The organism is Mesorhizobium sp. INR15 (assembly GCF_015500075.1).
GTDB lineage: Bacteria > Pseudomonadota > Alphaproteobacteria > Rhizobiales > Rhizobiaceae > Mesorhizobium.
The window spans coordinates 3,540,643-3,562,886 of the sequence record NZ_CP045496.1 but is presented as its reverse complement, the minus strand read 5'-3'; the positions used below and the strand labels follow the sequence as shown (position 1 = coordinate 3,562,886).

At 61.9% G+C, this 22,244-nt stretch carries 24 protein-coding genes; 12 read left to right on the top strand and 12 right to left on the bottom strand.

Going from position 1 to position 22,244, the window contains the following annotated elements; translation table 11 throughout:
* Positions 1–15: 15 nt before the first annotated feature.
* The 4 genes from GA829_RS17380 to GA829_RS17365 form a co-directional block, all read right to left on the bottom strand.
* Entirely contained in the window at positions 16–723 is a 708-nt protein-coding gene (locus GA829_RS17380) for a lytic transglycosylase domain-containing protein (RefSeq protein WP_195173941.1), read from the bottom strand.
* A gap of 211 nt (positions 724–934) precedes the next feature.
* The gene (locus GA829_RS17375) at positions 935–1,690 is read right to left on the bottom strand and encodes an N-acetylmuramoyl-L-alanine amidase (protein WP_195173940.1); all 756 of its coding nucleotides are present in this window, start codon (positions 1,688–1,690) and stop codon (positions 935–937) included.
* The gene (locus GA829_RS17370; protein WP_195173939.1) at positions 1,687–2,406 is read right to left on the bottom strand and encodes a J domain-containing protein; all 720 of its coding nucleotides are present in this window, start codon (positions 2,404–2,406) and stop codon (positions 1,687–1,689) included. The genes GA829_RS17375 and GA829_RS17370 overlap by 4 nt, the downstream gene beginning before the upstream one ends.
* 152 nt (positions 2,407–2,558) lie before the next feature.
* Positions 2,559–2,813: a hypothetical protein gene (locus tag GA829_RS17365; RefSeq protein ID WP_195173938.1), complete on the bottom strand. Its 255-nt coding sequence runs from the start codon at positions 2,811–2,813 to the stop codon at positions 2,559–2,561.
* A 241-nt stretch (positions 2,814–3,054) separates the two neighbouring features.
* Here GA829_RS17365 and GA829_RS17360 point away from each other — a divergent pair, with 241 nt between their 5' ends.
* Positions 3,055–4,302, top strand: a complete 1,248-nt coding sequence (locus GA829_RS17360) for a BtaA family protein (protein ID WP_258051636.1) — start codon at positions 3,055–3,057, stop codon at positions 4,300–4,302.
* The gene (locus GA829_RS17355; protein WP_195173937.1) at positions 4,299–4,964 is read left to right on the top strand and encodes a class I SAM-dependent methyltransferase; all 666 of its coding nucleotides are present in this window, start codon (positions 4,299–4,301) and stop codon (positions 4,962–4,964) included. Before GA829_RS17360 ends, GA829_RS17355 begins: the two co-directional genes overlap by 4 nt.
* A gap of 7 nt (positions 4,965–4,971) precedes the next feature.
* Here the strand turns inward: GA829_RS17355 and GA829_RS17350 are convergent, their stop codons facing one another.
* Positions 4,972–5,913, bottom strand: coding sequence for an NAD(P)-dependent oxidoreductase (locus GA829_RS17350; protein WP_195173936.1), 942 nt, complete (start codon positions 5,911–5,913; stop codon positions 4,972–4,974).
* Between the two features lie 341 nt (positions 5,914–6,254).
* Here GA829_RS17350 and GA829_RS17345 point away from each other — a divergent pair, with 341 nt between their 5' ends.
* Positions 6,255–6,512, top strand: coding sequence for a hypothetical protein (locus GA829_RS17345; protein ID WP_195173935.1), 258 nt, complete (start codon positions 6,255–6,257; stop codon positions 6,510–6,512).
* Between the two features lie 497 nt (positions 6,513–7,009).
* On the opposite strand, the gene GA829_RS17340 is transcribed toward GA829_RS17345, so the two are convergent.
* The gene (locus tag GA829_RS17340) at positions 7,010–8,389 is read right to left on the bottom strand and encodes a serine hydrolase domain-containing protein (RefSeq protein WP_195173934.1); all 1,380 of its coding nucleotides are present in this window, start codon (positions 8,387–8,389) and stop codon (positions 7,010–7,012) included.
* A 275-nt stretch (positions 8,390–8,664) separates the two neighbouring features.
* On the opposite strand from GA829_RS17340, the gene GA829_RS17335 reads away from it, so the two are divergent.
* The 3 genes from GA829_RS17335 (at position 8,665) to GA829_RS17325 (ending at position 12,009) form a co-directional block, all read left to right on the top strand.
* Positions 8,665–9,459, top strand: coding sequence for a glycoside hydrolase family 25 protein (locus GA829_RS17335; RefSeq protein ID WP_195173933.1), 795 nt, complete (start codon positions 8,665–8,667; stop codon positions 9,457–9,459).
* A 119-nt stretch (positions 9,460–9,578) separates the two neighbouring features.
* Positions 9,579–10,760 (top strand): lytic murein transglycosylase, encoded by a 1,182-nt coding sequence (locus GA829_RS17330; RefSeq protein WP_195173932.1) that lies wholly within the window; start codon positions 9,579–9,581, stop codon positions 10,758–10,760.
* 277 nt (positions 10,761–11,037) lie between these two features.
* Positions 11,038–12,009 (top strand): IS110 family RNA-guided transposase, encoded by a 972-nt coding sequence (locus GA829_RS17325; protein WP_195173796.1) that lies wholly within the window; start codon positions 11,038–11,040, stop codon positions 12,007–12,009.
* A 76-nt stretch (positions 12,010–12,085) separates the two neighbouring features.
* On the opposite strand, the gene GA829_RS17320 is transcribed toward GA829_RS17325, so the two are convergent.
* On the bottom strand, positions 12,086–13,306 hold the full coding sequence (locus tag GA829_RS17320; RefSeq protein WP_195173931.1) for an alanine racemase: 1,221 nt from the start codon (positions 13,304–13,306) through the stop codon (positions 12,086–12,088).
* Between the two features lie 205 nt (positions 13,307–13,511).
* Between GA829_RS17320 and GA829_RS17315 the strand changes: the two genes are divergently transcribed.
* Complete coding sequence (locus GA829_RS17315; protein ID WP_195173930.1) at positions 13,512–14,429, top strand: DMT family transporter; 918 nt, start codon at positions 13,512–13,514, stop codon at positions 14,427–14,429.
* A 402-nt stretch (positions 14,430–14,831) separates the two neighbouring features.
* Here the strand turns inward: GA829_RS17315 and metF are convergent, their stop codons facing one another.
* Both metF and GA829_RS17305 read right to left on the bottom strand, forming a co-directional pair.
* Complete coding sequence (gene metF, locus GA829_RS17310; RefSeq protein ID WP_195173929.1) at positions 14,832–15,749, bottom strand: methylenetetrahydrofolate reductase [NAD(P)H]; 918 nt, start codon at positions 15,747–15,749, stop codon at positions 14,832–14,834.
* Positions 15,749–16,756: an ArsR/SmtB family transcription factor gene (locus tag GA829_RS17305; RefSeq protein WP_195173928.1), complete on the bottom strand. Its 1,008-nt coding sequence runs from the start codon at positions 16,754–16,756 to the stop codon at positions 15,749–15,751. Before GA829_RS17305 ends, metF begins: the two co-directional genes overlap by 1 nt.
* Before the next feature lie 179 nt (positions 16,757–16,935).
* On the opposite strand from GA829_RS17305, the gene tsaA reads away from it, so the two are divergent.
* On the top strand, positions 16,936–17,472 hold the full coding sequence (gene tsaA / locus GA829_RS17300) for a tRNA (N6-threonylcarbamoyladenosine(37)-N6)-methyltransferase TrmO (RefSeq protein ID WP_195173927.1): 537 nt from the start codon (positions 16,936–16,938) through the stop codon (positions 17,470–17,472).
* Positions 17,469–17,783: a DUF2293 domain-containing protein gene (locus GA829_RS17295; RefSeq protein ID WP_195173926.1), complete on the top strand. Its 315-nt coding sequence runs from the start codon at positions 17,469–17,471 to the stop codon at positions 17,781–17,783. The genes tsaA and GA829_RS17295 overlap by 4 nt, the downstream gene beginning before the upstream one ends.
* Before the next feature lie 6 nt (positions 17,784–17,789).
* Here the strand turns inward: GA829_RS17295 and GA829_RS17290 are convergent, their stop codons facing one another.
* Positions 17,790–18,296 (bottom strand): hypothetical protein, encoded by a 507-nt coding sequence (locus GA829_RS17290; protein ID WP_195173925.1) that lies wholly within the window; start codon positions 18,294–18,296, stop codon positions 17,790–17,792.
* A gap of 147 nt (positions 18,297–18,443) precedes the next feature.
* On the opposite strand from GA829_RS17290, the gene GA829_RS17285 reads away from it, so the two are divergent.
* Together GA829_RS17285 and GA829_RS17280 are read left to right on the top strand one after the other, a co-directional pair.
* Complete coding sequence (locus GA829_RS17285) at positions 18,444–19,406, top strand: D-amino acid aminotransferase (protein ID WP_195173924.1); 963 nt, start codon at positions 18,444–18,446, stop codon at positions 19,404–19,406.
* Positions 19,407–19,546: 140 nt separating this feature from the next.
* Entirely contained in the window at positions 19,547–20,386 is an 840-nt protein-coding gene (locus GA829_RS17280) for an SDR family oxidoreductase (protein WP_195173923.1), read from the top strand.
* A gap of 40 nt (positions 20,387–20,426) precedes the next feature.
* Here the strand turns inward: GA829_RS17280 and GA829_RS17275 are convergent, their stop codons facing one another.
* Together GA829_RS17275 and GA829_RS17270 are read right to left on the bottom strand one after the other, a co-directional pair.
* The gene (locus GA829_RS17275) at positions 20,427–21,044 is read right to left on the bottom strand and encodes an MOSC domain-containing protein (protein WP_195173922.1); all 618 of its coding nucleotides are present in this window, start codon (positions 21,042–21,044) and stop codon (positions 20,427–20,429) included.
* A gap of 4 nt (positions 21,045–21,048) precedes the next feature.
* Positions 21,049–21,768, bottom strand: coding sequence for a TetR/AcrR family transcriptional regulator (locus GA829_RS17270; RefSeq protein ID WP_258051635.1), 720 nt, complete (start codon positions 21,766–21,768; stop codon positions 21,049–21,051).
* Positions 21,769–21,800: 32 nt separating this feature from the next.
* Here GA829_RS17270 and GA829_RS17265 point away from each other — a divergent pair, with 32 nt between their 5' ends.
* Positions 21,801–22,223: a tautomerase family protein gene (locus tag GA829_RS17265; RefSeq protein WP_195173921.1), complete on the top strand. Its 423-nt coding sequence runs from the start codon at positions 21,801–21,803 to the stop codon at positions 22,221–22,223.
* Positions 22,224–22,244 lie beyond the last annotated feature (21 nt).

Sequence of the window (22,244 nt, the reverse complement as noted above, 5' to 3'; positions counted from 1 at the left end):
CCCCAAAAGCAGCGGCTAGAGTGCCGCCATCGTCACCTTGACCTTGCTGCAATAGGCGGCGGAAATCGGGTTCATCCGCGTTGCCGCATGGCCGGCATTGTATTTCAGGATCGTGCCGCAGGTCGTGCCGCCGCCGAGGTCCTGCGCCATGCCGAGGTACTTCATGCCGTATTTGATGTTGGTGTCGGGATCAAACAGTCCCCTTGCCGAGCCGCTGTAGCCCATCATCCGCGCCGTCGCCGGCTTGATCTGCATCAGGCCGACTTCGCCGGCGCTGCCGACCATGTTCGGCCGGTAGTTGCTTTCGATCTTGATCACCGCATGCGCCAGCGACACCGGAACGCCGTAGCTGGCGGCATAACGCGCGACGATCGCCGAATACTGGCCGCCGCCGGCAACCGCCGCTGTTGACACCGCTGTGCTCGCACCGCTGATGGACGCCGTTGTCGTCAGGTCGACGGTCTTTCTGCCGCGCTTGCCCTGTCGCTTCGAGACCGGTTTCTTCGCCTTTGCCCAGCTTGCCTTCTCAACCTTGGCGGAAGCGCGAGCGGCTGCTTTCGGACCGTGGCCAGCCTTGGCTGGCGTCGCCTTGCCGCCTTTGGCGGTGGCGGTCACAAAGCCCTGATCAGCCCGTGGGCTGAGTGGTGCGGCATCGGCTGCGGTGAAGGCAAAAGTCATTACGCCGGCAGCAAGAGCTGCCGTTAAAACGGTCAATTTCTGCATGTGATCCTGTTCTGTCTGAACCGCGTGAAGATCTTCACGCGGCAACGCTTAATTACAATCGGAACATCCGGGGGGCTTGGGGTCCGACAACTTGCACGATCGCCGTTTGACGTCCGATTTGGCGCCAAACAAGGCGAGGCAAGTCACTTTGAGTGACAAGTTGTAACTTAAGGACTGGGAAAGGATTACTTGGACACGCCTCTACCCGGGGTCAGGGCCGGATGGAATCGAGCAGCCGCCGCAGCGTCCGCATTGTCGAACCATCGGCAGCGCCATCCACCTTGCGCGGCCGGAAGTGCCGTTGAAAAGCCTCAACGACGATCTCGGTCTGCTTGTCGAAACTGCCTGTTATTTCAACGCCATAACCATAGAGCGCGAGCATCGACTGCAGCGCCTCGACGTCGGGCCCGGCGTCACCGGGGTTCAATGCTGCGCCCCGGCGAACAGGGGCCGCCGCGACAAGATGGCCAACACCGGCCGCGAAAAGGGCCCTCCATGGAAACTTCTCGCCTGGGTCGATCTTGCGCCCCGGCGCCACGTCGGAATGGGCAAGCACCCGTTCAGCGGCGATGGAATGGCGTTTGGCGATACCGGCGCATAAGGCGATCACGGCGTCGATCTGCCGTTTGGGAAAGGCGGGATAGCCCAGCGAATGCCCCGGATTGACGATTTCAATGCCCACGGAGCGGGAGTTGATATCGGTAGCGCCAAACCATGAGCTCTTGCCGGCATGCCAGGCGCGATCGCTTTCCCGGACCATCTGAACGATTTGCCCGTCCTCATGCACGAGATAATGCGATGAAACCTCGCTGGCCGGATCGCACAGCCAGGCCTCGGCGCCCGCCCCCGTACCCATGCCGGTATAATGAAGCACGATCATGTCGGGCTTGAGCGTGTCTCGTCGCGGGCCGAAATTCGGCGAGACCCGGACTTCGGCGCGTGGTTCGTCGGGCGAGAACCCGCTCATGCGTGCCGCAGGCCCCGCTCGATCATCTCGTAGGCAGCGTTGATCGCAGCGACCCTCGTCGTTGCGATCTTGATGAATTCCTGCGGCAGGCCGCGTGCGATCAGCCGATCGGGATGATTGTCCGAGACCAGCTTGCGATAGCGCTTCTTGACCTCTTCGAAAGGCTTGCCGCGCTCGATGCCGAGGACGATGTAGGGATCGCCAGCGCCCAGATTGACGTGCCGCGCCAGGATGCTTTCGTAATGCGCTTCGTCGATGTGGAAGATCTCGGCGATGCGATGCAGGAACGCACCTTCACGCTCATGCACCAGCCCGTCCGCCTTGGCGATGTGAAACAGGCCGTCAAGTATGTCTTCCAGCATCACGCAATTGGAATGCCCGGAACCGCACATCTGCGCCATCCGTTCGGCATAGGTTTCGAAGCCGGCGACATCGCGCTGGGCGAGATCGAACAGCCGCGCCACGTTGCGTGTCTCTTTCGGCGGCACCTCGAATATTTCCTGGAAGGCACGCACCTCATCCTGGGTGACGATACCATCGGCCTTTGCCATCTTGGCCGAAAGCGCGATCATCGCCACGGAGAAGGCGACGCGACGGCGCAGATCGGCGTCGCCGGAAAAAACCGTGCGCACGGCCTCGACCACATCGGCGACACCCGACGAGGCTGAGGACGAAACGCGCGTGATGAAGTCGCCGAGGCGATCCCAAATCGACATGGCCTGCTTCTTAGAGCGACGGCCTCGCGCTATCAAGCCGGGATAACCAACAGGCCTTTGGCGCAGGTTGATCCGACGCAGGCCGCATAACAAAATGAAAAGGCCGGCACGAGGCCGGCCTTCTCTGATCGCAACTCGAAAATACTCGGGACTTACTGCGCTGGCGCAGGTGTTGCCGGAGCCGGTTCAGCGGGCTTTTCGGGCGCGATGCTCTGCGTCGTTGAATTGTCCGTTGCCGGAGGCTTCGCGGCCGGCGGCGTGGCTTCCGGCGTGGCCGGCTTCATCGGCTGTTCGGCGGCAGGCGGATTGGTGCTCTGGGTGGTGGTGTTGTCTGTGCCGCTGTCGCTGCATGCCGCAACGCCAAGCAAGGCAAGAGCCGAAACTGAAGCAAGAATAAGTTTCTTCATAACATCTCTCCTTCTAACAACGCCCCCGCTCGCGGTGACGCTCGGAAAGAAAATGCATGGGAAGCCGATGGGTTTCGTAACGTTGCGTTTCGGCATGTAACATCATTCACGGTTTCGTGAGCATCGGAGCCGGCTCGTGACGAGCCTATGAGCCGCAACGCACGAAGCCGGCTCTTGTCATGCACCTGTCATCACCGGGCGCTACCCGCTTGCGCCAAAGCAAACGGGGAATCAGATTGCCATGACGGACGTTTCCGGAGACTTGGTTTTTCGTCGCGGCAAGGAAGTTGGAAAGGCCGTCTATCAGAACCGCCCGTTGTCGAAGGCCGGCATTTCCGAGCGGCTTTTCGCCTTCCTGTTCTCGGGCCTCGTCTACCCGCAGATCTGGGAAGATCCCGATGTCGATATGGAAGCGATGCAGCTTGGCCAGGGCCATCGCATCGTCACCATCGCATCCGGCGGCTGCAATATCCTCGCCTATTTGACCCGCTCGCCGGCAAGGATCGACGCTGTCGATCTCAACGCCGCCCATATCGCATTGAACCGCATGAAGCTCGAGGCGGTACGCCATCTGCCTTCGCAGGGCGACCTGTTCCGTTTCTTCGGCGCCGCCGACACCAGCCATAACTCCGAGGCCTATGACCGCTTCATCGCCCCGCATCTCGACCCGGTCAGCCGGCATTACTGGGAGCGCCGCAACTGGCGTGGCCGGCGCCGCATCGGCGTCTTCGACCGCAATTTCTACCAGACCGGCCTGCTTGGGCTGTTCATCGCCATGGGCCACCGCACGGCAAAATTCTTCGGCGTCGACCCAGCCGGCATCATGGCCTCGAAGAGCGTTGCCGATCAGCGCCGCTTCTTCAACGAGCAACTGGCGCCGGTGTTCGAAAGGCCGCTGCTGAAATGGGCAACGTCGCGCAAGGCGTCCCTGTTTGGCCTCGGCATCCCGCCGGCTCAATACGATTCGCTGATCACATCAGGTGACGGCACCATGGCCAGCGTGCTGAAAGCCCGCCTGGAAAAACTGGCTTGCGATTTCCCATTGCAGAACAACTACTTCGCTTGGCAAGCTTTTGCCCGCCGCTATCCCGAACCCGGCGAGGCCGCCCTGCCCGCCTATCTGGAAAAGCAGAACTACGAAACGATCCGCGGCAACGTCGATCGTGTTGCCATCCATCACGCCAACCTGATCGAATTCCTGGCCGGCAAGGATGCCGGCTCTGTCGATCGCTTCATTCTACTTGATGCGCAGGACTGGATGACGGATGACCAGCTCAACGCGCTGTGGGCGGAAATCACCCGCACCGCCTCGGCGGGCGCTCGCGTCATCTTCCGCACCGCCGCCGAACCGAGCCTTTTGCCCGGCCGCGTCTCCGCTTCGCTGCTCGATCAGTGGAACTATGAGAGCGAAGCCTCCTGTGAATTCTCGGCCCGCGACCGCTCGGCCATCTATGGCGGCTTCCACCTCTATGTGAAGCGCGCGGCATGAGCACCACCGAGCTGCCGGCCAGCCATGCCGAACTGATGGACGGCGTTTACCGCTGGCAGCGCCACATCTACGACCTGACCCGCAAATACTATCTTCTCGGCCGCGACCGGCTGATCGCGGGGCTGGAAGTACCGGCTGGCGGTACCGTGCTGGAACTCGGCTGCGGCACCGGCCGCAACATCATTCTTGCCGCCCGTCGCTATCCCGACGCCCGCTTCTTCGGCCTGGATATCTCGGCTGAAATGCTGGAGACGGCCGGCAACGCGATCGACCGCGAAGGCCTGTCCGGCCGCGTCACGCTGGCATGCGGCGATGCTACGGATTTCAACGCCACGGCGCTCTTTGGCCGAGCCAATTTCGATCGCGTCTTTGTGTCTTATTCCCTGTCGATGATCCCCGGCTGGGAAAGGACTGTTTCGGCCGCGCTGAAAGCACTTTCACCGAATGGCTCGCTGCACATCGTCGATTTCGGCCAGCAGGAAGGCTTGCCGGCCTGGTTCCGCTGCCTATTGCGAGGCTGGCTCAGAAAATTCCACGTCTCGCCGCACTCGACCCTGCGCGAGGTGCTTGAATCGGAATCCCGGCAAACAGGCGCAACCTTCCGTTTCCGCACGCTTTATCGCGGCTATGCCTGGCTCGCTGTTATTGGCGGGCAGAAGTAAACGGTCATTAAGTCCCGGTCTTGCTGTCCGCCGCGTGCACGACATCCCACGGCGCCAACCAGTCTCCCGCGACCCGCAATTCGACATTGGCGTCATCCTCGATCACCTTGCAGACGGTCATTTCGCCAGCGCCGACACCGTAGCGTTCGCCGGCCAGCTTGAACCGGTCATGGGTCGCACGGGTCAGTTCATTGCGCGTGCCGGTCTCGGCCATCAGTTCCTCGATCAGGCCGAGATCCTTGAGACAAAGCGCGATCGGAAAAGACGGATCGTAGTGGCCGGCAAAGATCGACGGCACGTCATGCTGAAGCACGAAGCTGTCGGCGGCACCACCTTTCATCACCCGCCACCAGACATCAGGTTCCAGTCCTGCGAGCTTTGCGGTGACCATGGCCTCGCCGATCGCCGCGGCATGGATTTTCCAAAGCTGGTTGTTGACGAGTTTGGCCACGTAGCCGTTGCCATACGGGCCGACGCGCCGCAGCTCGCCCATCGCCTCGATGACAGGCCGCACCGCCTCGACATCGGCATCGGTGCCGCCAACAAACATCGGCATATCACCTCGGATCGCTGCGTCCACCGATCCGGTAACCGGCGCATCGACCGGCCCGCCGCCTTTCGCCTGGAATTCGGCGGCCAGCGCACGCATCAGTTTCGGGCCGCTGGTGGTCATGTCGACCCAATACTTGCCGGCACAGGACGCGGTCAGGAAGCCGTTCTCACCCCGCACCACCTGTTCGATCTCTTTCGGGCCAAACACCATCGTCACCACGATATCACTGCGTGCCAGCACATCGGCAGGACTGGTGGCGGGCTTTGCGCCGGCAACCGTCAACGCATCCATGGACTCCGGACGAATATCGTAGACGACCATCTCGAACCCGGCGCGCCTGACATTGAGCGCCGCGTTGCGCCCCATCGTCCCAAGCCCGATAAACCCCACGACCATGATGCATTCTCCCTGTTCCCGGCACGGAGACTGCATCTTCGAATGGGTACGAGATAGCCTGTATGCGAATTGAAAGAGCCTATTTCAGCGCCTTCACAAGCGCGCCCACCATCGTCTGCGGCCGATAGCCGAGCTTGGCATTCGTCACCCAGCCGCACCACCACATCGGTTGATCAGCACCGAAACGTCACGGGGAGGCCTTGGCGGCTGTCCAGGACAATCGACGCAAAGCATGAAAAGCTGTATGTTAGCGATCTCTATTTTACCTCAAGAAGGCGAACATGAGTGCGAGGGGAATCTTTTCTTTAGCTGCCTGCACGATTTTTTTGAGCTCGTCTGCAATGAGACCGGTCTACAATGACGCGTGTCTTATCTCCCCATGCGACGTGTTCGAGGGCGCGCCGCATTCGCTGGCGGCCGATCCTTTGGACAAGGCGACGTTCAAACTGGCCAATGGCAAGGGAACGCAGTGCATGGCCAGTGATCCTGAAAACTGCCAGACCCTTCGCAAATACACGAAGCTGAAATGGGACGACGCGGCGCGCGCCAGCGGTCATACCGAGCTCTGGGAGAAGCTTTTTGCGGCCTCTGCCAACTGAACTACGCAAGTTGATCGGGTATCTTTGTGCAATCGCGATTGCCGCCTACGCGATACATGGCGTCGTCACTGACGATCTGGTCATGCCCTACCGTCTGGGACCTTGGCGCCAAAAACATTTTGAGAATCTCCATGTGCGCGGCATGTGGGCACTTGGAGGCTCGGCCTGCCTACTGCTTGGCGCCGCCGGTTTTGCCGTTCTGGCTTACGGCGTCATTGGAACGAAACCGGGCGCAGATCCCAGAGCGAGATTCTACAGAAATCTGGCTACCCCATTGATCTGTATCGGCGCCGTGTTCTTCCTCGGAATATCATGGTTCGCCGAGTGGTTTGTCCGATGAGGATCGCGGCGGCTGCGCCGTCATATTCGGTGCTCGGCGCTTAACAAGGGAGAATTTGCGGCGATGAGGGGTAAAACGAATTCCGTACAGACACAGATTAACGCGCGTCGCGTTGAAACGGATTCATGCGGCGCGCTCTCAAAACCGGGGACGTGCATTAGTGTAGCGCCTTGGCCAACGCTCCCACCATCGCCTGCGGCCGATAGCCGAGCTTGGCCGGTGTCAGCCCCAGCCGTACGATCACCAATTGCTCCGACGGAATGATGGTGACCGTCTGCCCGTCATGGCCTTCCATCCAGTAGGTGTCCTTGGGCAAGCCCGCTGAAACGCCCGCACCCGGACTGTCCTCATCGCCAGGGCCTTCGATCCACAACTGGCCTTTGCCGTAGACCTTCGAGGCCGGTGCCGGCTCCCGCATCCAGGCAACGAAGCCGGCGGGCAGAACCTGGTTGCCGTTCCAGACACCGTCCTGCAGCAGGAACTGGCCGAACCGTGCCCAATCATGCCCCGTGGCATAGAGGTAGGAGCCGCCGACAAAGGTGCCTTGTTCGTCGGTTTCAAGCACGGCGCTGTGCATGCCGAGCGGCTCAAACAGTGACGCGCGCGGCCACGCCAATGCCTTGGCCTTGTCGCCGATCGCATCCTGCCACAGACGAGAAAGCATCACGGCGGTGCCGCTCGAATAAGAGAACACCTTGCCGACCTCGGCGGCCAAAGGCTTCGCTTCGGCAAAGCCGGCCATATCAGGCTCAAGGTAGAGCATGCGTGTCACATCGGCGACGTCGCCGTAATCCTCGTTGAACTCCAGGCCGCTCGACATCGCCATCATGTCGGCAATGCTGATGCTGGCTCGGCCGTCAGCTTTCCACGGCCCGAAAAGCCCCTGGTTGGTCACCGCCATCTTGCCGTCCTTGACCAGCGTGCCAAGGATCGCGGCATTGACCGTCTTTGTCATCGACCACCCGAGCAGCGGCGTCCTTTCCGAAAAGCCAGCGCCATAGCGCTCGGCAACGATATGGCCGTTCTTGACCACCACCACCGCGCGCATGCCGGCTCCGGTCAGGGCAGTATCGTCCAGCAGCTTCGCAATCACTGGATCTTGCGAGGCATCGACCCGCTCGCCTTCCGGCCACAGCACGTCCTGGCGTGTGGCCGATGGCTCGACATGGATCGCCGTCTGCCGCGCCTTGCCGACATTTCCGTCCGGAGCCGAGGCGCAGCCAAGCCCGTCGCGGGAGACCGCGGTGCTTTTGCCGAGGAAGCCAAACAGGCCCGCCGAAACCGTCCCCCGGTTCTTGTCGACCGACACCTGCATTAGCTTCAGTAACGGATGCCCCGGCGCCTGCACGTCGACGGCAAGCACTTCCTTGGCGTCGCGGCCCGCGATAAAGACGTTCGAGCAGACGATCTTGGCGGAATAGCCCGAACCGACTCGGATCAGTTCCGGCGGCGCGATATAGAGCCAGGCGAACAGCGCGGCGACCGCCAGCACGACCAGGCCGAGCAGCCATTTGACGATCTTGACGACGAACCGCATTTGTTTCCTCCAGGCTCCCGCCTGACATCTATGTCATCGATTTGCCGCCATTGGTTCCGCAAATCATGATGCTTGTCGAGCGCCGTCAACCTAATATCAACCATGATCGGCGATCACATGGGTGGATGTCGCCCAAAACCGCGTCGCGGTTTTGGGACAACGACATGCACGATAGAGATCAGGTGATGCTGTGGGGCGATCGCCTGGAGGGGGCCTGACCGGCCATCATTGCACAGACCCATCAGCGACCGGCTGGTTCCGGCTTGGAAGTTGCGATGCGCCGTCTTGCGGCTCTTTTCATGCTGACGCTGCTTGGCGCCTGCTCGACCGTGGATGATCTCTCGCCGCTGTCGCCGTCAAGTTCGCCGACGGTTGCCGTGCGCGCGCCCCGCTTCGCCGATTCCAAGCCGCACGAATGGGACAGCGGCGCGCCGTGGAACTATGCCGTCCACGGCACCGACGTCTCCAAGTATCAGACTTCGGTCGACTGGCCGGCGGCCAAGGCCAGCGGCATCTCGTTCGCCTTCATCAAGGCAACCGAAGGCGGCGACCGTTTCGACGAATATTTCAGCGAACACTGGGCCCGCACGAAATCGAACGGGATTCCGCGCGCGGCCTATCATTTCTTCTATTTCTGCACCCCGGCAGCGGTGCAGGCGCGCTGGTTCATCCGCAACGTACCCGTCGACCGCTCGGCGATGCCGCCGGTCCTCGACATGGAATGGAACCCGCAATCGCCGACCTGCAAGCTGCGTCCCGACGCCGCCACCGTGCGTGCGGAGATGACCACCTTCCTCGAAATCGTCGAACGGCATTACGGCAAGAAGCCGATCATCTATACGTCGGTTGACTTCTTCGACGATAACGAACTGTCGACCTTCCGAGGCTATCCCTACTGGCTGCGTTCCGTCGCCGGCCACCCGCACGAGAAATACGGCGGCCACCCCTTCACCTTCTGGCAATACACCGGAACAGGTATCGTCCCAGGCATGACCGGCAAATCCGACATCAACGTTTTCAACGGCTCGGAAGCCGCCTGGAACAAATGGTTGCGGCAGAACACCCGTTGACACCGGGGCTTTCGCCTGCTTTTCGACACAGCCAGCGGTAAAGAGTGCAACCGCTGGTAATCCAGAGCGTTGGGCGTCCAGGGGATGCGCAATCTCTGGCTGGTCTCGAAAGGAATCTGATGCGACTGCGTTCCAAAGTCCTCGCGGTGGCGCTCACCCTGTGCGCTACAGCCTTGCCGGCAATGGCGCAGGAATGCGGCGGCGATTTTGAAACCTGGAAACAAGGCGTGGCAGCCGAAGCCAAGGCCGCAGGTGTCGGCGCCGTCGGCCTCGATGCTCTCGAAGACGCTGATATCGACGAGAAGGTTCTGGCGCGTGACCGCGCCCAGGGTGTCTTCACCCAGACGTTCATCCAGTTTTCCGGCCGCATGATCTCGGCCTATCGGCTGAAGCAAGGTGCTGCCAACCTTAAGAAATATGCCGATGTCTTTGCCCGAGCCGATCAGCAGTTCGGTGTCCAGGCACCGATCATCACCGCCTTCTGGGCGCTCGAAACCGACTTTGGCGCCGTGCAGGGTGATTTCCACACGCTGAGCGCGCTGGTGACGCTCTCGCACGACTGCCGGCGCCCGCAGCTGTTCCGGCAGCAACTGGTGCCGCTTCTGGAGCTGATCGATCGCGGTGTGCTGCCGGCCAACGTGACCGGCGCCTGGGCCGGCGAGATCGGCCAGACGCAGATCCTGCCTTCCGACTATCTGGCACGCGGTGTCGATGGCGATGGCGACGGCAAGATCGACCTGCGCAACTCGGTGCCGGACGTGATCATGACCACGGCCAACAAGGTTCTGTCGCGCGGCTGGAAGCGCGACCAGCCCTGGATCGAGGAAGTGCGTGTGCCCGAGAACATGCCGTGGGACCAGACGGGCCGCACCAACAAGCTGCCGCTGACGCAATGGGCGCAATGGGGCGTCACCTACCCGAGCGGCGCGCCACTCGTCGACAACGGCCTCAAGGCCGGCCTTGCGCTGCCGATGGGACGCAAGGGCCCGGCCTTCCTCACCTATGAGAATTTCGACGTCTATCTCGAATGGAACCAGTCCTTCACCTACGCACTGACCGCGGCCAACCTCGCCGCACGGCTGGCGGGCGCGCCGCAGTTCGACCCGCGCAATCCCGAGACCGGTCTCAACAACGACCAGATGAAGGAACTGCAGACCAAGCTCGAAGCCAGGGGCTATGACGTCGGCACCGTCGACGGCATTCTGGGCACCAACACCCGCGAGGCCATCCGCAAGGAACAGATGCGGCTTGGGCTGCCGGTGGACGGATGGCCGACGCCGGAGCTTTTGGGGAAGCTGTAGCGCCTTGCCTTCTCCCCCTGTGGGAGAAGGTGGATCGGCGCGAAGCGTCGAGACGGATGAGGGGTGCTGGAAGGAATGAGGCGTTGGTGTTTCCTGGAACACCCCTTGCATGTTGGGCTGGCGGCTATTTGTGCAAGATAGCTGCACTCCCCGACAGATGGCCGTCCGCCGGGGAGTGGACGGATGGGACCGTACGCCCCTTGGTGTGAACCGCGGATGAGCAAGGTCCATTCGTTCTCGCACTGGTCCTGAACAGATGATGGGGAGCGAGTCCCGCATGCAAGGCAAGGTATTGTCCGAACCGAATGCGACGCCGTCAGTCTATGCCGGCATCGACGTGTGTAAAGAGTGGCTGGATGTGTACGTCCATCCAACCGGCCAGAGTTTTCGTGTGGCCAATGATGGTGGTGGCCTGCGGCGGCTGAAGCGCCGGCTTGGTGATCTCGCAGTGAGGCGGGCGATCATGGAGGCGACGTCCAAATACCATCGTGCGGCACAGCGCTCGCTGCATGAAGCGGGATTGGTAGTGGCCGTCGTCAACCCGCTGCGTGCTCGGCTGTTCGCGGAAGCCTGCGGCCAGCTTGCCAAGACCGACAAGATCGATGCCAGGCTGCTGGCAGAAATGGGGGTCGCGCTCAATCCGGCCGAGACGGTGCCGCCTTCCCTTGCGATGGAGGCGCTGCAGGAGATGATCGGCGCGCGCAATGCCGCCTGTGCCGAACGCATCGCGCTCATCAACCGCTTGGCGACGCTCAAAAGCCCCTTCCTGCGTGCTGAACTCAACCGCAGGCTCAAAGCGCTTCACAGCCATATCGTGCGTCTTGAAGCCGAGACCGGTCGCCGGATCTCAGCTGATCCCGCTCTTGCCCGCCGCTACACAATCTTGATCTCGATCCCCGGCATTGGCCCGATCACTGCCGCCACGCTCCTGGCGGGCCTCGCTGAGATGGGTACGCTCAACGCCAAGCAGGCGGCAATGCTGACCGGCCTTGCTCCCGTCGCCCATGACAGCGGCCCGCGCCAGGGACGCCGAGCTATCAGGGGCGGCCGAAAGGGTGTCAGAAACGCCCTCTACATGGCCGCACTGTCTGCAAGTCGTTACAACAAGGACCTTGCAGTGTTCGCCGCCCGTCTGCGCAAGGCAGCTAAACCCGAAAAGGTCATCCTCGTCGCCGTCATGCGAAAGCTCGTCGTTACGGCCAACGCGCTCGTAACTCAGGACCGCATCTGGAGCCAAATCGCTCCTTGACAACAAACACAGATGCTCATCCGTCTTGCCGCTTCGTGGCAATCCACCTTCTCCCACAGGGGGAGAAGGAAGAAGTTTACCCCGCCATCGTCTCCAGACTCGCGAACCCTTGCGGCGCGTCGCCTTCGTCGAAGGGCGTCGTGACCTCGACGAACGTGTCGGGATAGAAGCCGTTGAAGCGGGTTCTCAGCGACAGCGAATAGGCGCCGATATGGCCGATCTCGATCCAGTCGCCCGTGTCGACGGTTTCCGGCAGCCAGAATGGCCGCGACAGGATATCGACGGAATCGCAGGTCGCGCCGCAGACCTTGAACGGCACGATGTTCTTTTCCTCGCCATTGCGCGAGCGGATCGCTGGATCGGGAATAAAACGCGCCGGCAGCGTGATCTTGCCGGTCCATGAATCCGACAGCGATGCCCAGATACCGTCATTGATATAGAGCCGCTTGCCCTTGCGCAGCAGCACGCGCACGATGAGCGACAGGCAGCGCGCCACGATCACCCGGCCCGGCTCCGCCACCAGCGGCATCTGGTCGAACTGATATTCCTTCAGGTCGCCCGACAGCCGCGACATGATCTGGCCGAGCGATGGCATCTCGACCTGCTTGCGGTTGGGATCGTGGCCGTATTCGGCGGGAAAGCCGCCGCCGACGTCGAGCCCGGCGATATCGAAGGTAACCCGGTTGCGCACCCAGTCGGCGGAAGCCAGCGCCCGCTCATAGGTGTCGGGATCCTCGATCTGGCTGCCGACATGGAAGCACAGGCCGACCTTGTAGCCGGTGCGGTTCAGCCGCTCCGCCAGTTCCACCGAGTAGGCTGGCCCCGCGCCGAACTTCTTCGACAGTTCGTAGGCGGCATGGCCCTTGGTCTGGACCCGCACGAACACGCTGATTGAGCCTGGATCGATGTCGAGCGCCCGCACCACCCGTGTCAGCTTGGTGATCTCATCCTCATGGTCGAGCGAGATGACGCGGATGCCGTATTTCTCCAGCGCCAGCTTGATGTCGGACTGCGCCTTGACCGGATGCATGTAGAGCATCTCGGCATCGGGTGAGACCGCGCGCACGGCGGCGAATTCGCCGGGTGAAGCCACATCGAAGGCGGTGACGCCGGCCTCGACCAGGGTCTTGAGCACCAGCGGTTCCCCATTGGTCTTGACCGCGTAGGCGGTCTTGCCTGGAAACATGCCCATGAACTGCTTGGCATCGGCCATCAGCACCTGTGGGCGGAAGCAATAGATTGGATCATCTGGACGAAGCGCCAGTGCTGCCTCGCGGGCATTCTCGAATCGTTGCATGGACGAATCCTCACCTCGGCTGCGCACAATTAATCCAAGCTAGCGGCTAATGAAAACAATTCTGTGTCTCCTGGCCCGGACCGCATGACGCTAGGTTTGGACAGCTGTGTTTGCCATCGGTCAGGTTTCGGGTGGCCCTTGTCACGGGGTCCGATATGGCTTCTGCCTGAAGCGCAGCGTCAAGCCGTCTGGGAGGACGAACCACATGACCATGACCGCGACTTCAGCACCACGTGGACCGATGGTGCTGAAGGACTGGAGTCAGCTCCTGCTGCTCGGCGCGATATGGGGCGGCTCGTTCTTCTTCGCCCGTATCGCGGTGGCGGAACTCCACCCGCTGGTGTTGGTGCTGTTTCGCGTCGCCATCGCCGCGATCGCGCTGCAGATCTACCTCGGCCTGCGCGGCCCGTCCTTCAAGCTTGCACTGCCGCATGCCGGCCTGTTCTTCCTGCTGGCCTTCACCAACAACGTCGTCCCCTTCTCGCTGATCTTCGCTGGTCAGACCCAGCTTGGTGCCGGCGTCGCCTCGGTGCTGAACGCGACGACCCCGTTCTGGACGCTGGTCCTCGCCAATGCACTGACATCGGACGAGAAACTGTCCTGGAACAAACTGGCCGGTATTGCGCTCGGCATCGCCGGCACGGCCGTCATGATCGGTCCCGGCCTGCTGGCCGGCCTTGGCGGCCCGGTCTGGGCTAAATTCGCATTGATCGGCGCCTCGTTGTCCTATGGCGTTGCGCTTATGGTTGCACGGCGCTTCAAAGGCATCCCCTCGCCGGTCATTGCCACCGGGCAGCTGACCGCCTCGACCATCATCATGATCCCGATCGTGCTGTTCACCTATGGTCCGGCTGGCTTGTTTTCGGCCTCGCCTCCGGTCTGGGCGGCGGTGCTGGCGCTCGCGCTACTGTCCACGGCCTTTGCCTACATCCTCTATTTCAACCTCGTTGCCTCGGCCGGCGCAACCAATGCTTCGCTGGTCACGCTGGTCGTACCGGCCAGTGCCGTGTTGCTCGGCTTCCTGTTCCTCGGCGAAAGGCTGGAGCTGTTCGAGATCGGCGGCATGGTGCTGATCGGGCTTGGCCTCGTCACCATAGACGGCCGGCTGCTCCCCCGGCGGTAGGACCACGGTAGCGCTGCCATGTCACGACAAGGACACCAGTTCGCCATAATTTATTCACAGGCGCGAAGCCACTTTTTGCTTAGGAGTTTCAACGCCTAACCGCAAAACCAGGGTCGTAAATCTGGCATTTACGTCGCAATGCAGCACATTTTCCGCTTGCCTGTGGCACAAATGGACCTAGACTCTGGGCATAGCTCTTTAAGAGGAGGCTATGTCATGGGACTTACGAGGCCAATCAACGCATTGATGATTTGTGCTGCGTTCGCTTTTATCGGGGCCCTTATTATGGGCTTTCTTCCGTAAGACCGCGAAAGCGGGGGAAGACCAGCACCGCATAGTCCAAACTATTGAAAAGGCCGGGTTTTTACCCGGCCTTTTTGCATTTCGGAAGCTTGCGCGAACTTACGCGGCGGCGGAACCCGCCACTTCCGCCTCATGCGAGCGGATGCCGATCATGTGGCAGACGGCGAAGACCAGGTCGGCCCGGTTCATCGTGTAGAAGTGGAAATCGCCGACGCCGCGCTCGACCAGATCCAGCACCTGCTCGGCCGCCACCGCGGATGCGACCAGCGCATGTGTCTGCGGGTCGTTCTGCAGCCCGTCGAACCGCTCGGCCAGCCAAGCCGGAACCAGAGCGCCGCAGCGCGCCGAGAAATTGGCGACCTGTGTGAAATTATGCACCGGCAGGATGCCAGGCACGATCGGAATATAAATCCCCGCACGGCGCGCCCGCTCGACATAACGCTCGTAGAGATCATTGTCGAAGAAGAACTGGGTGATCGCCCGTGTCGCGCCATTGTCGACCTTGCGCTTCAGCATGTCGATGTCGGTCGCGAAATCAGGGCTTTCCGGATGCTTTTCCGGATAGGCGGAGACCGAGATGTCGAAATCACCCGCGCCCTTCAGCGCTCCCACGAGTTCGGCGCCATTGGCATAGCCATCCGGATGTGGCCGGTAGGCAGCGCCGACACCTTCCGCCGGATCGCCACGCAACGCGACGAAGCGCTTGACGCCCATGTCAGCGAATTCCTGGATAACCGCGTCGACCTCGTGACGCGCCGCGTCCACGCAGGTCATGTGTGCCGCCGGCGTCAGGCTGGTCTCCTTCAGGATGCGGCTGATGGTGCGGGCGGTACGCTCGCGCGTCGAACCGCCGGCGCCGTAAGTCACCGAGACGAATTTCGGCTTCAGCGGCTCAAGACGGGTGACCGTATCCCACAGCCTTGCTTCCATTTCGTCGGACTTCGGCGGGAAGAATTCAAAGGAAACCCGCACCTTGTCGCCAATGTCCGGGCGGCGGGAAAAGCGGAACTGGTTCATCAGGCAATTTCCCTTAGCGGCTGGCTATCGTTGGAAGGATCGGCGATCAACAGGCGCCTGTCGCGGCCGAGCCAAAGTTTAACGGTGAGCCTCGGCTCGTTGCCGCCACGCGGTTCAAACTCCTGGGCCTCCTCGAGATCGAGGCCGGCTTCCGCGAACCAGTCGGCAATCTGCCGGTCGGCAAAGCCAAGCCGCATATGCGCGTGTTCGTCGCGCAGGAATTCCAGCGCGTGCGGTGCGAAATCGACGATCACCAACCGCCCTGCCGGACGCAGCAGCCGCGCCGCCTCGTGGATGGCGCGGGCAGGATCGTCGAGATAGTGCAGCACCTGGTGAATGGTAACGAGGTCGAAGGCATCGCGCTCGACCGGCGGCGCGAAAATGTCGCCCTGCCGTACCTGTGCATTCGAAACGCCGGCCTTGTCGAGATTGGCGCGCGCCACGGTCAGCATCTCGCGCGACATGTCGATGCCGACACCGCGCCGGTAGAGCGGCGAGAAGATTTCGAGCAGCCGGCCAGTGCCTGTGCCGAGATCGAGCATCGACTGGAACGGACGCTTGCCGACCAGTTTCAGCATCGCAGCCTCGACTGCGCGATCCGGCACGTGCAGCGAGCGGATATGGTCCCAGCTTGCGGCATTGACCGAGAAATACTCGGCCGCCCTGTCCTGCCGCTTGCGCTTGACAGACCCCAGGCGTTCAAGGTCGCGCTCAACCTGTGGGTCGGCACCTCGGATGCCTGATACGAGCCTGAGCACGAAATCACGTGCGGCATCCGAATCCGACAGCCGGAAAAACGCCCAAGACCCTTCCTGGTAGCGGCCAATCAACCCGGCCTCAAGCAGCAGCTTCAGATGCCGCGACACGCGCGGCTGCGACTGGCCGAGGATTTCAGTGAGATCGGAAACGGTGAGGTCACCGCGCGAAAGCAGTGCCAGGATGCGCAGCCGGCTGGATTCGGCCGCCGCCTTCAATGTATCCACCATGGTGTCTAGCGCGACATGCATCAGCGTATTCTCTTTGAAAAAGATATAAACATATGTTTATGTCGATTTTCATCTCATGGCAAGGCCCATGTCGCTGTTTGACAAGAAAATGGCGCATGCGTGACCCTTGCTCCCACACGGGCAGAAATAGGCGCGGTTCTCTGACAGGATCAGGCGAAATCGCAAAGTGAGTCGAAGCCATGTTCGAAATGCGCGAGGGCGAGCAGAGGCTGGAACAGGATCCGGCGTCGATGCCGGCGGATGGCCAGATCGTCTTCATCGGCTACATCACCTCGCCGTGGACGACACGGGAAACCTGTCCGAAGAACATGCGCGCCGCACGCGAGACGGGGCAGCCGGCGGTGCTGACCATAGACGCACCCTACCGGGCTGGCCTCCAGGGTTTGGAGCGGGCCAGCCATGTGGTCATCCTGTCCTGGCTACACCACGCGCCGCGGAATCTGATTGTGCAAAAACCGCGCCATGCGGCTGAAGCGAAAGGCGTATTCGGCCTGCGCTCCCCTGCCCGACCGAACCCGATCGGCCTGCATGTGGCGAGGCTCGTCGCGCTCGACCAGAGCACCGGGCGCGTCGAGCTTGATGCAATCGATGTGCTGGACGGCACGCCGGTCATCGACATCAAACCCTATTTCGCTTCGACCGACGCCATTGCCGAGGCAACCATTGCCGGCCGGGATGAGCCCGAACGGGAAAAGCCCAAGCGGGATCAACAATGACCGCGCCAACCGGCCGCCGCCGCGCCATCGCCAAGGCGCTGACAGCACTTCTGCCGCTTGCACCCTATGCCGACATGGAAAAGATCCGTGCCGATGCCGGCGCCGTTCACATGAAGACCTTGCCGCCAACCATCGCCGTGTGGCTGGCGACGATTGCCCACATCCGCCACGTCCACACTGACTACGAAAAGCTCCTGAATGAGGGCTACGACCGCGACTCAGCGCGCTTCTTCGTCATCGAGAAAACCAACATCGTGCTCACCCGCTGGCGCGCAACGCGGCTGCTCGATGCCGATGACGACGAGGAATAGCTTCAGCTACTTGCGCGTCAGAACCGCGACGGCGTTGTAGGGCTGGCCATCGGCCTGGCCGACCCAGGTCCAGGACAGATTTCCCTTGAAAAACCTGACGGTGACGGCGCCGCCGTCGATGCATTTGTCCTGACCGTATGTGATGCTCTCATGATATTCCGCCGAGGTGTCGTCCCTGGATGTCTGCGACAGCGAACCGCCGCAGCCGAGCGACGGGTAGTCGATAGACCCGCCGTTCTCGTTGATCGTCATGGTGATTTCCCAATCGGCGCCGCCGGCACCGGCCGGGCTCTGATGGCCCTTGCCAATCCATGTGCCCGTCAGCGACGGCGCATTCACCCCACAAGGGACATTCTGGAAGATCGGCGTCAACTCGCTGCCGGTTTTCTCGCAGCGGTAGGTCTGGCCGCCCTGGCACAATTCCTCGCCTTCGCGCGTACAATCGGCGGCGAAGGCGTCTCCAGCAGCGGCAAGAATGAACAGCGCGACGACGGCGCCAGGCCGAATGCCCATGTTTCCCCTCCGCCCAGACATTACCCGGCAGCCTAGGGCAATTCCAGGCCTCGATCCAGGATGAATGGCGTCATCTGGCTTGGCTCTATGACTTCACTTCCCAGCCGGTAGGTTCTGATCCCAGCGCGTTGAACGAGGGATGTTCGGATGAGCCTGAAGATCGCAACACCGGGCTTGAAACCGCTGCCTACCGTTTCCGAACGGCATATCGATCCGCATGCCTATCCCGAGGGAATCGCCTTTCTCGACGGGCAGTATCTGCCGATGTCGCAGGCCAGGGTTTCGGTTTTGGACTGGGGCTTTCTGCATTCGGATGCCACCTACGACACGGTGCATGTGTGGAATGGGCGTTTCTTCCGCCTCGACCAGCATCTTGACCGCTTCTTCGGCGGCCTCGAAACGCTGCGCATGACGATCCCGTTCGACCGCGACGGCGTGACTGAAGTCCTGCACAACTGTGTCGCGCTCTCAGGCCATCGCGCCGCCTATGTCGAGATGCTGTGCACACGTGGCGCCTCGCCGACTTTCAGCCGCGACCCGCGCCAGGCGATCAACCGCTTCATGGCTTTCGCCGTGCCGTTCGGCTCGGTCGCCAATGCCGAACAGCTGCAGCGCGGCCTGCGCGTCGCCATCAGCGACAAGGTGCGCATTCCGCCGGCTTCGATCGACCCGGCGATCAAGAACTACCATTGGCTCGATCTGGTGCGCGGCCTCTACGATGCCTATGACCGTGGCGCGGAGACGGCGCTTATCCTCGACTTCAACGGCAATGTCGCCGAGGGGCCGGGCTTCAATGTGTTTTGCGTCAAGGACGGCAAATTGACGACGCCCGCCATGGGCGTGCTCCCCGGCATCACCCGGCGCACCGTGTTTGATCTGTGCGTGGAAGAAGGTCTTGCCGCTTTCGCGATGGATGTCAGCGTTACCGCGCTGCGCGGGGCCGACGAGGTCTTCATCACCTCTACCGCTGGCGGCATCATGCCGGTCACGACCATTGACGGCGCGCCGGTGGCCGACGGCAAGGTCGGCGCGATCACCAGCCGGTTGATGGCGCGCTACTGGCAAAAGCACGAAGACCCGGCCTGGTCGAGCCCGGTGGATTATCGCTGATCAGGCCTGATCAGCGGGGCTCCTGTTCAAAAAGATTTCCCCTCGCCTCTGGAAAATCTAGGGATAGGCCGTATATGCCGTAAGCGGAGAAGCCTCCGCTTACATCAAAATCACGCCTGTATGGGCAAGGACTCCACATCATGACATCAAAGGTTTGGTTCATCACCGGATCGTCCAAAGGCTTTGGCCGCGTCTGGGCAGAGGCAGCGCTGGCCCGTGGCGACAGCGTTGCCGCGACCGCACGCGATGTCGGCACACTCGCCGATCTGGTCAAGACCTACGGCGACAAGATTGCAGCGATCAAGCTCGACGTCACCGACAAGGCGGCCGTCGACGCAGCTGTTGCCGAGGCCCACAAGCGCTTCGGCCGGCTTGACGTTGTCATCAACAATGCCGGCTACGGCCATTTCGGCGCCATTGAAGAGGTCAGCGAGCAGGAAGCCCGCGACCAGATCGAAACCAATGTGTTCGGGGCGCTATGGGTCACCCAGGCGGCGCTGCCGATCATGCGCGCGCAGCGTTCCGGCCATATCATCCAGATCTCCTCGATCGGCGGCGTCAATGCCTTCGCCTCGCTCGGTCTCTACCACGCCTCGAAATGGGCGCTGGAGGCCTTCAGCCAGTCGCTGAGCATCGAAGTCGCGGAGTTCGGCATTCACGTGACATTGGTCGAACCGGGCGGCTTCTCCACCGACTGGTCCGGCGCGTCGGCAAAGATCTCCAAGCCGATCGAGGCCTACGCACCTGCCCGCGCCAAGATGGCCGAGCGCCGCGCCAACTCGGTCGCCGGTGATCCAGAAGCGACGGGACCGGCGATGCTGGCGATTGTCGATGCCGCCGAGCCGCCGCTTCGGGTGTTCTTCGGCGATGGCGGCCTGCCGATGATCAAGCAGGAATACGCTAACCGCCTCGCCACCTGGGAGAAGTGGGATCACGTTTCGATCATGGCGCAAGGCGCGAACAAGAACCGCAAAGGCTAGAGGCCAGCGCTTTGCTACGCCGCCTTCGGGCGGCGTAGCGCTAAGCCTTATAAATCCACTGCTCCGGCACCCGCGCCGAAATCTCCTCGCCGGCCCTGATAACGCCCGGCTTTTCGACCCAGGCGACGACCCCGCGCAGCCGCTTCGCCGCTTTCGGGAACAGCAGCGCGCCAGCCTCGATATCGGCCATTCCAGCGTGTTCGGCGATCGACCGGCCGGCGATACGGCATGGTCCGTTCCGCGCGTCGACCTTGATCGTCACGCCGCCCTTGAAAAACAGCAGCGTGCCGGAGGGCAGCATGGAGAGATTGGGCAGGCCTTCGATCAAGAGATTGGCGCCGATCCACTCCGGCTTGATCTCTGCCAGCCCCATGCGTTCGGCGACGATGGCCAGTTCATCCGCCGCCACGATCGACAATTGCCGTTCGTTGCGCATTTCGGTGCCACGCGGATACCAGGGCTCGCGCCCGCCGGAACGCCGCGTGGGGCCGGCATGAAAATCGCCTGATATGCCGTCGAAGCCCAACCGCAACTCGTCCACCGGACGGGTCTCGAAATGATCCAATAGCGCGACGTAGAGCGACGCGGCCTTGGCGGCAAGCTTACGCCCCGGGATGATTTCGATCGGTTTTTCAGCTTCCGGGAAGAGATCCAGCATGGCTTTATTCCTTGGGCGGGGCTTTGTTTTGCCCTTCGGCCGGCAGCGCCGCAAGAGCGATTTGGGCCAAATTGCGCAACGCTTCGACCGATGCGCCATCGCGTGCCTGGATCGACATACCGTTCATGACCCCGGTCAGGTATTTGGCAAATCCGTCAACGGCCAGCCCTTCAGGCAGGTCCCCTATTGCCTTGCCCTTCGCCAGCCGTTCCGCGATCGCCGCTTCACTCGCCTTGCGGTAGGTCTTGAGTTCGTCCGCGATGGCTTGCGCCTGCGGCGAGGTTGCCAGCCCGCCACTGATGAACAGACATCCGCCCGGCTTGCCAGGTCTCGAATAGGCCTCCGCTGCCCCCAGCAACAGCCGCCGAATCGCCTCGCGCGTCGGCACCGGCGCGCCAAGCGCATCCAGCGCGAAACCGATCTCGGTCTGGTGGTAACGTTCGAGCGCCTTGCGAAAAAGCGTCTCCTTGTCGGTGAACGCATTGTAGATCTGAGGCGGCGTCAGCCCCATCGCCTCGCGCAGCATGGCGAGCGAGGTCGCCTCATAGCCATGTTCCCAAAACAGATGCATCGCCGCATCCAGCGCCCTGTCCGGGTCGAATGCGCGCGGCCGGCCGCCTCGGGACTTTTCCAAATTATCCATAATGATCGATACGAAACCTATTGACTCACCTTCTCTCCATAACGTAACAATTGATACGAAACATGGCAAGCCCGACCGCATACCGCGATGGAAGCCTGACAAAGGAGAACGAAATGCCTATCACCGTGACCGCGCCCGAGGGCGTTTTGACCTTGACAGGCAAGCGCGAAATCCTGCCGCGCCTGAGCGCAGCCCTTATCGAAGCCTCCGGCGCTGCCGGGAATGCATTCTTCACTACCATCGTCGGCGGCACGGTGCACATTTTGCCGGCCCATCACATCTATGCCGGCGGCGCCAATCGGCCTGTCGTCATGGTCGAGCTGAAATTGCCGAACATTGGCCTGGCGTCGATCGAGGCCCGTAACGCCTTCATCACCGCTGCCGCCTCAATTGTCGCCGAACTCTGCGCGCCCGGCCACAAACCCGAGAACACCTGGATCAACATCGTCAATGCGCCTGACGGCGGCTGGGGGATCGGCGACAGGCAATATACCGGCGATGCCCTTATCGCCGCCGCAACCGCCGCCGCGTCCTGACCAATGGACGGAAACGCACCC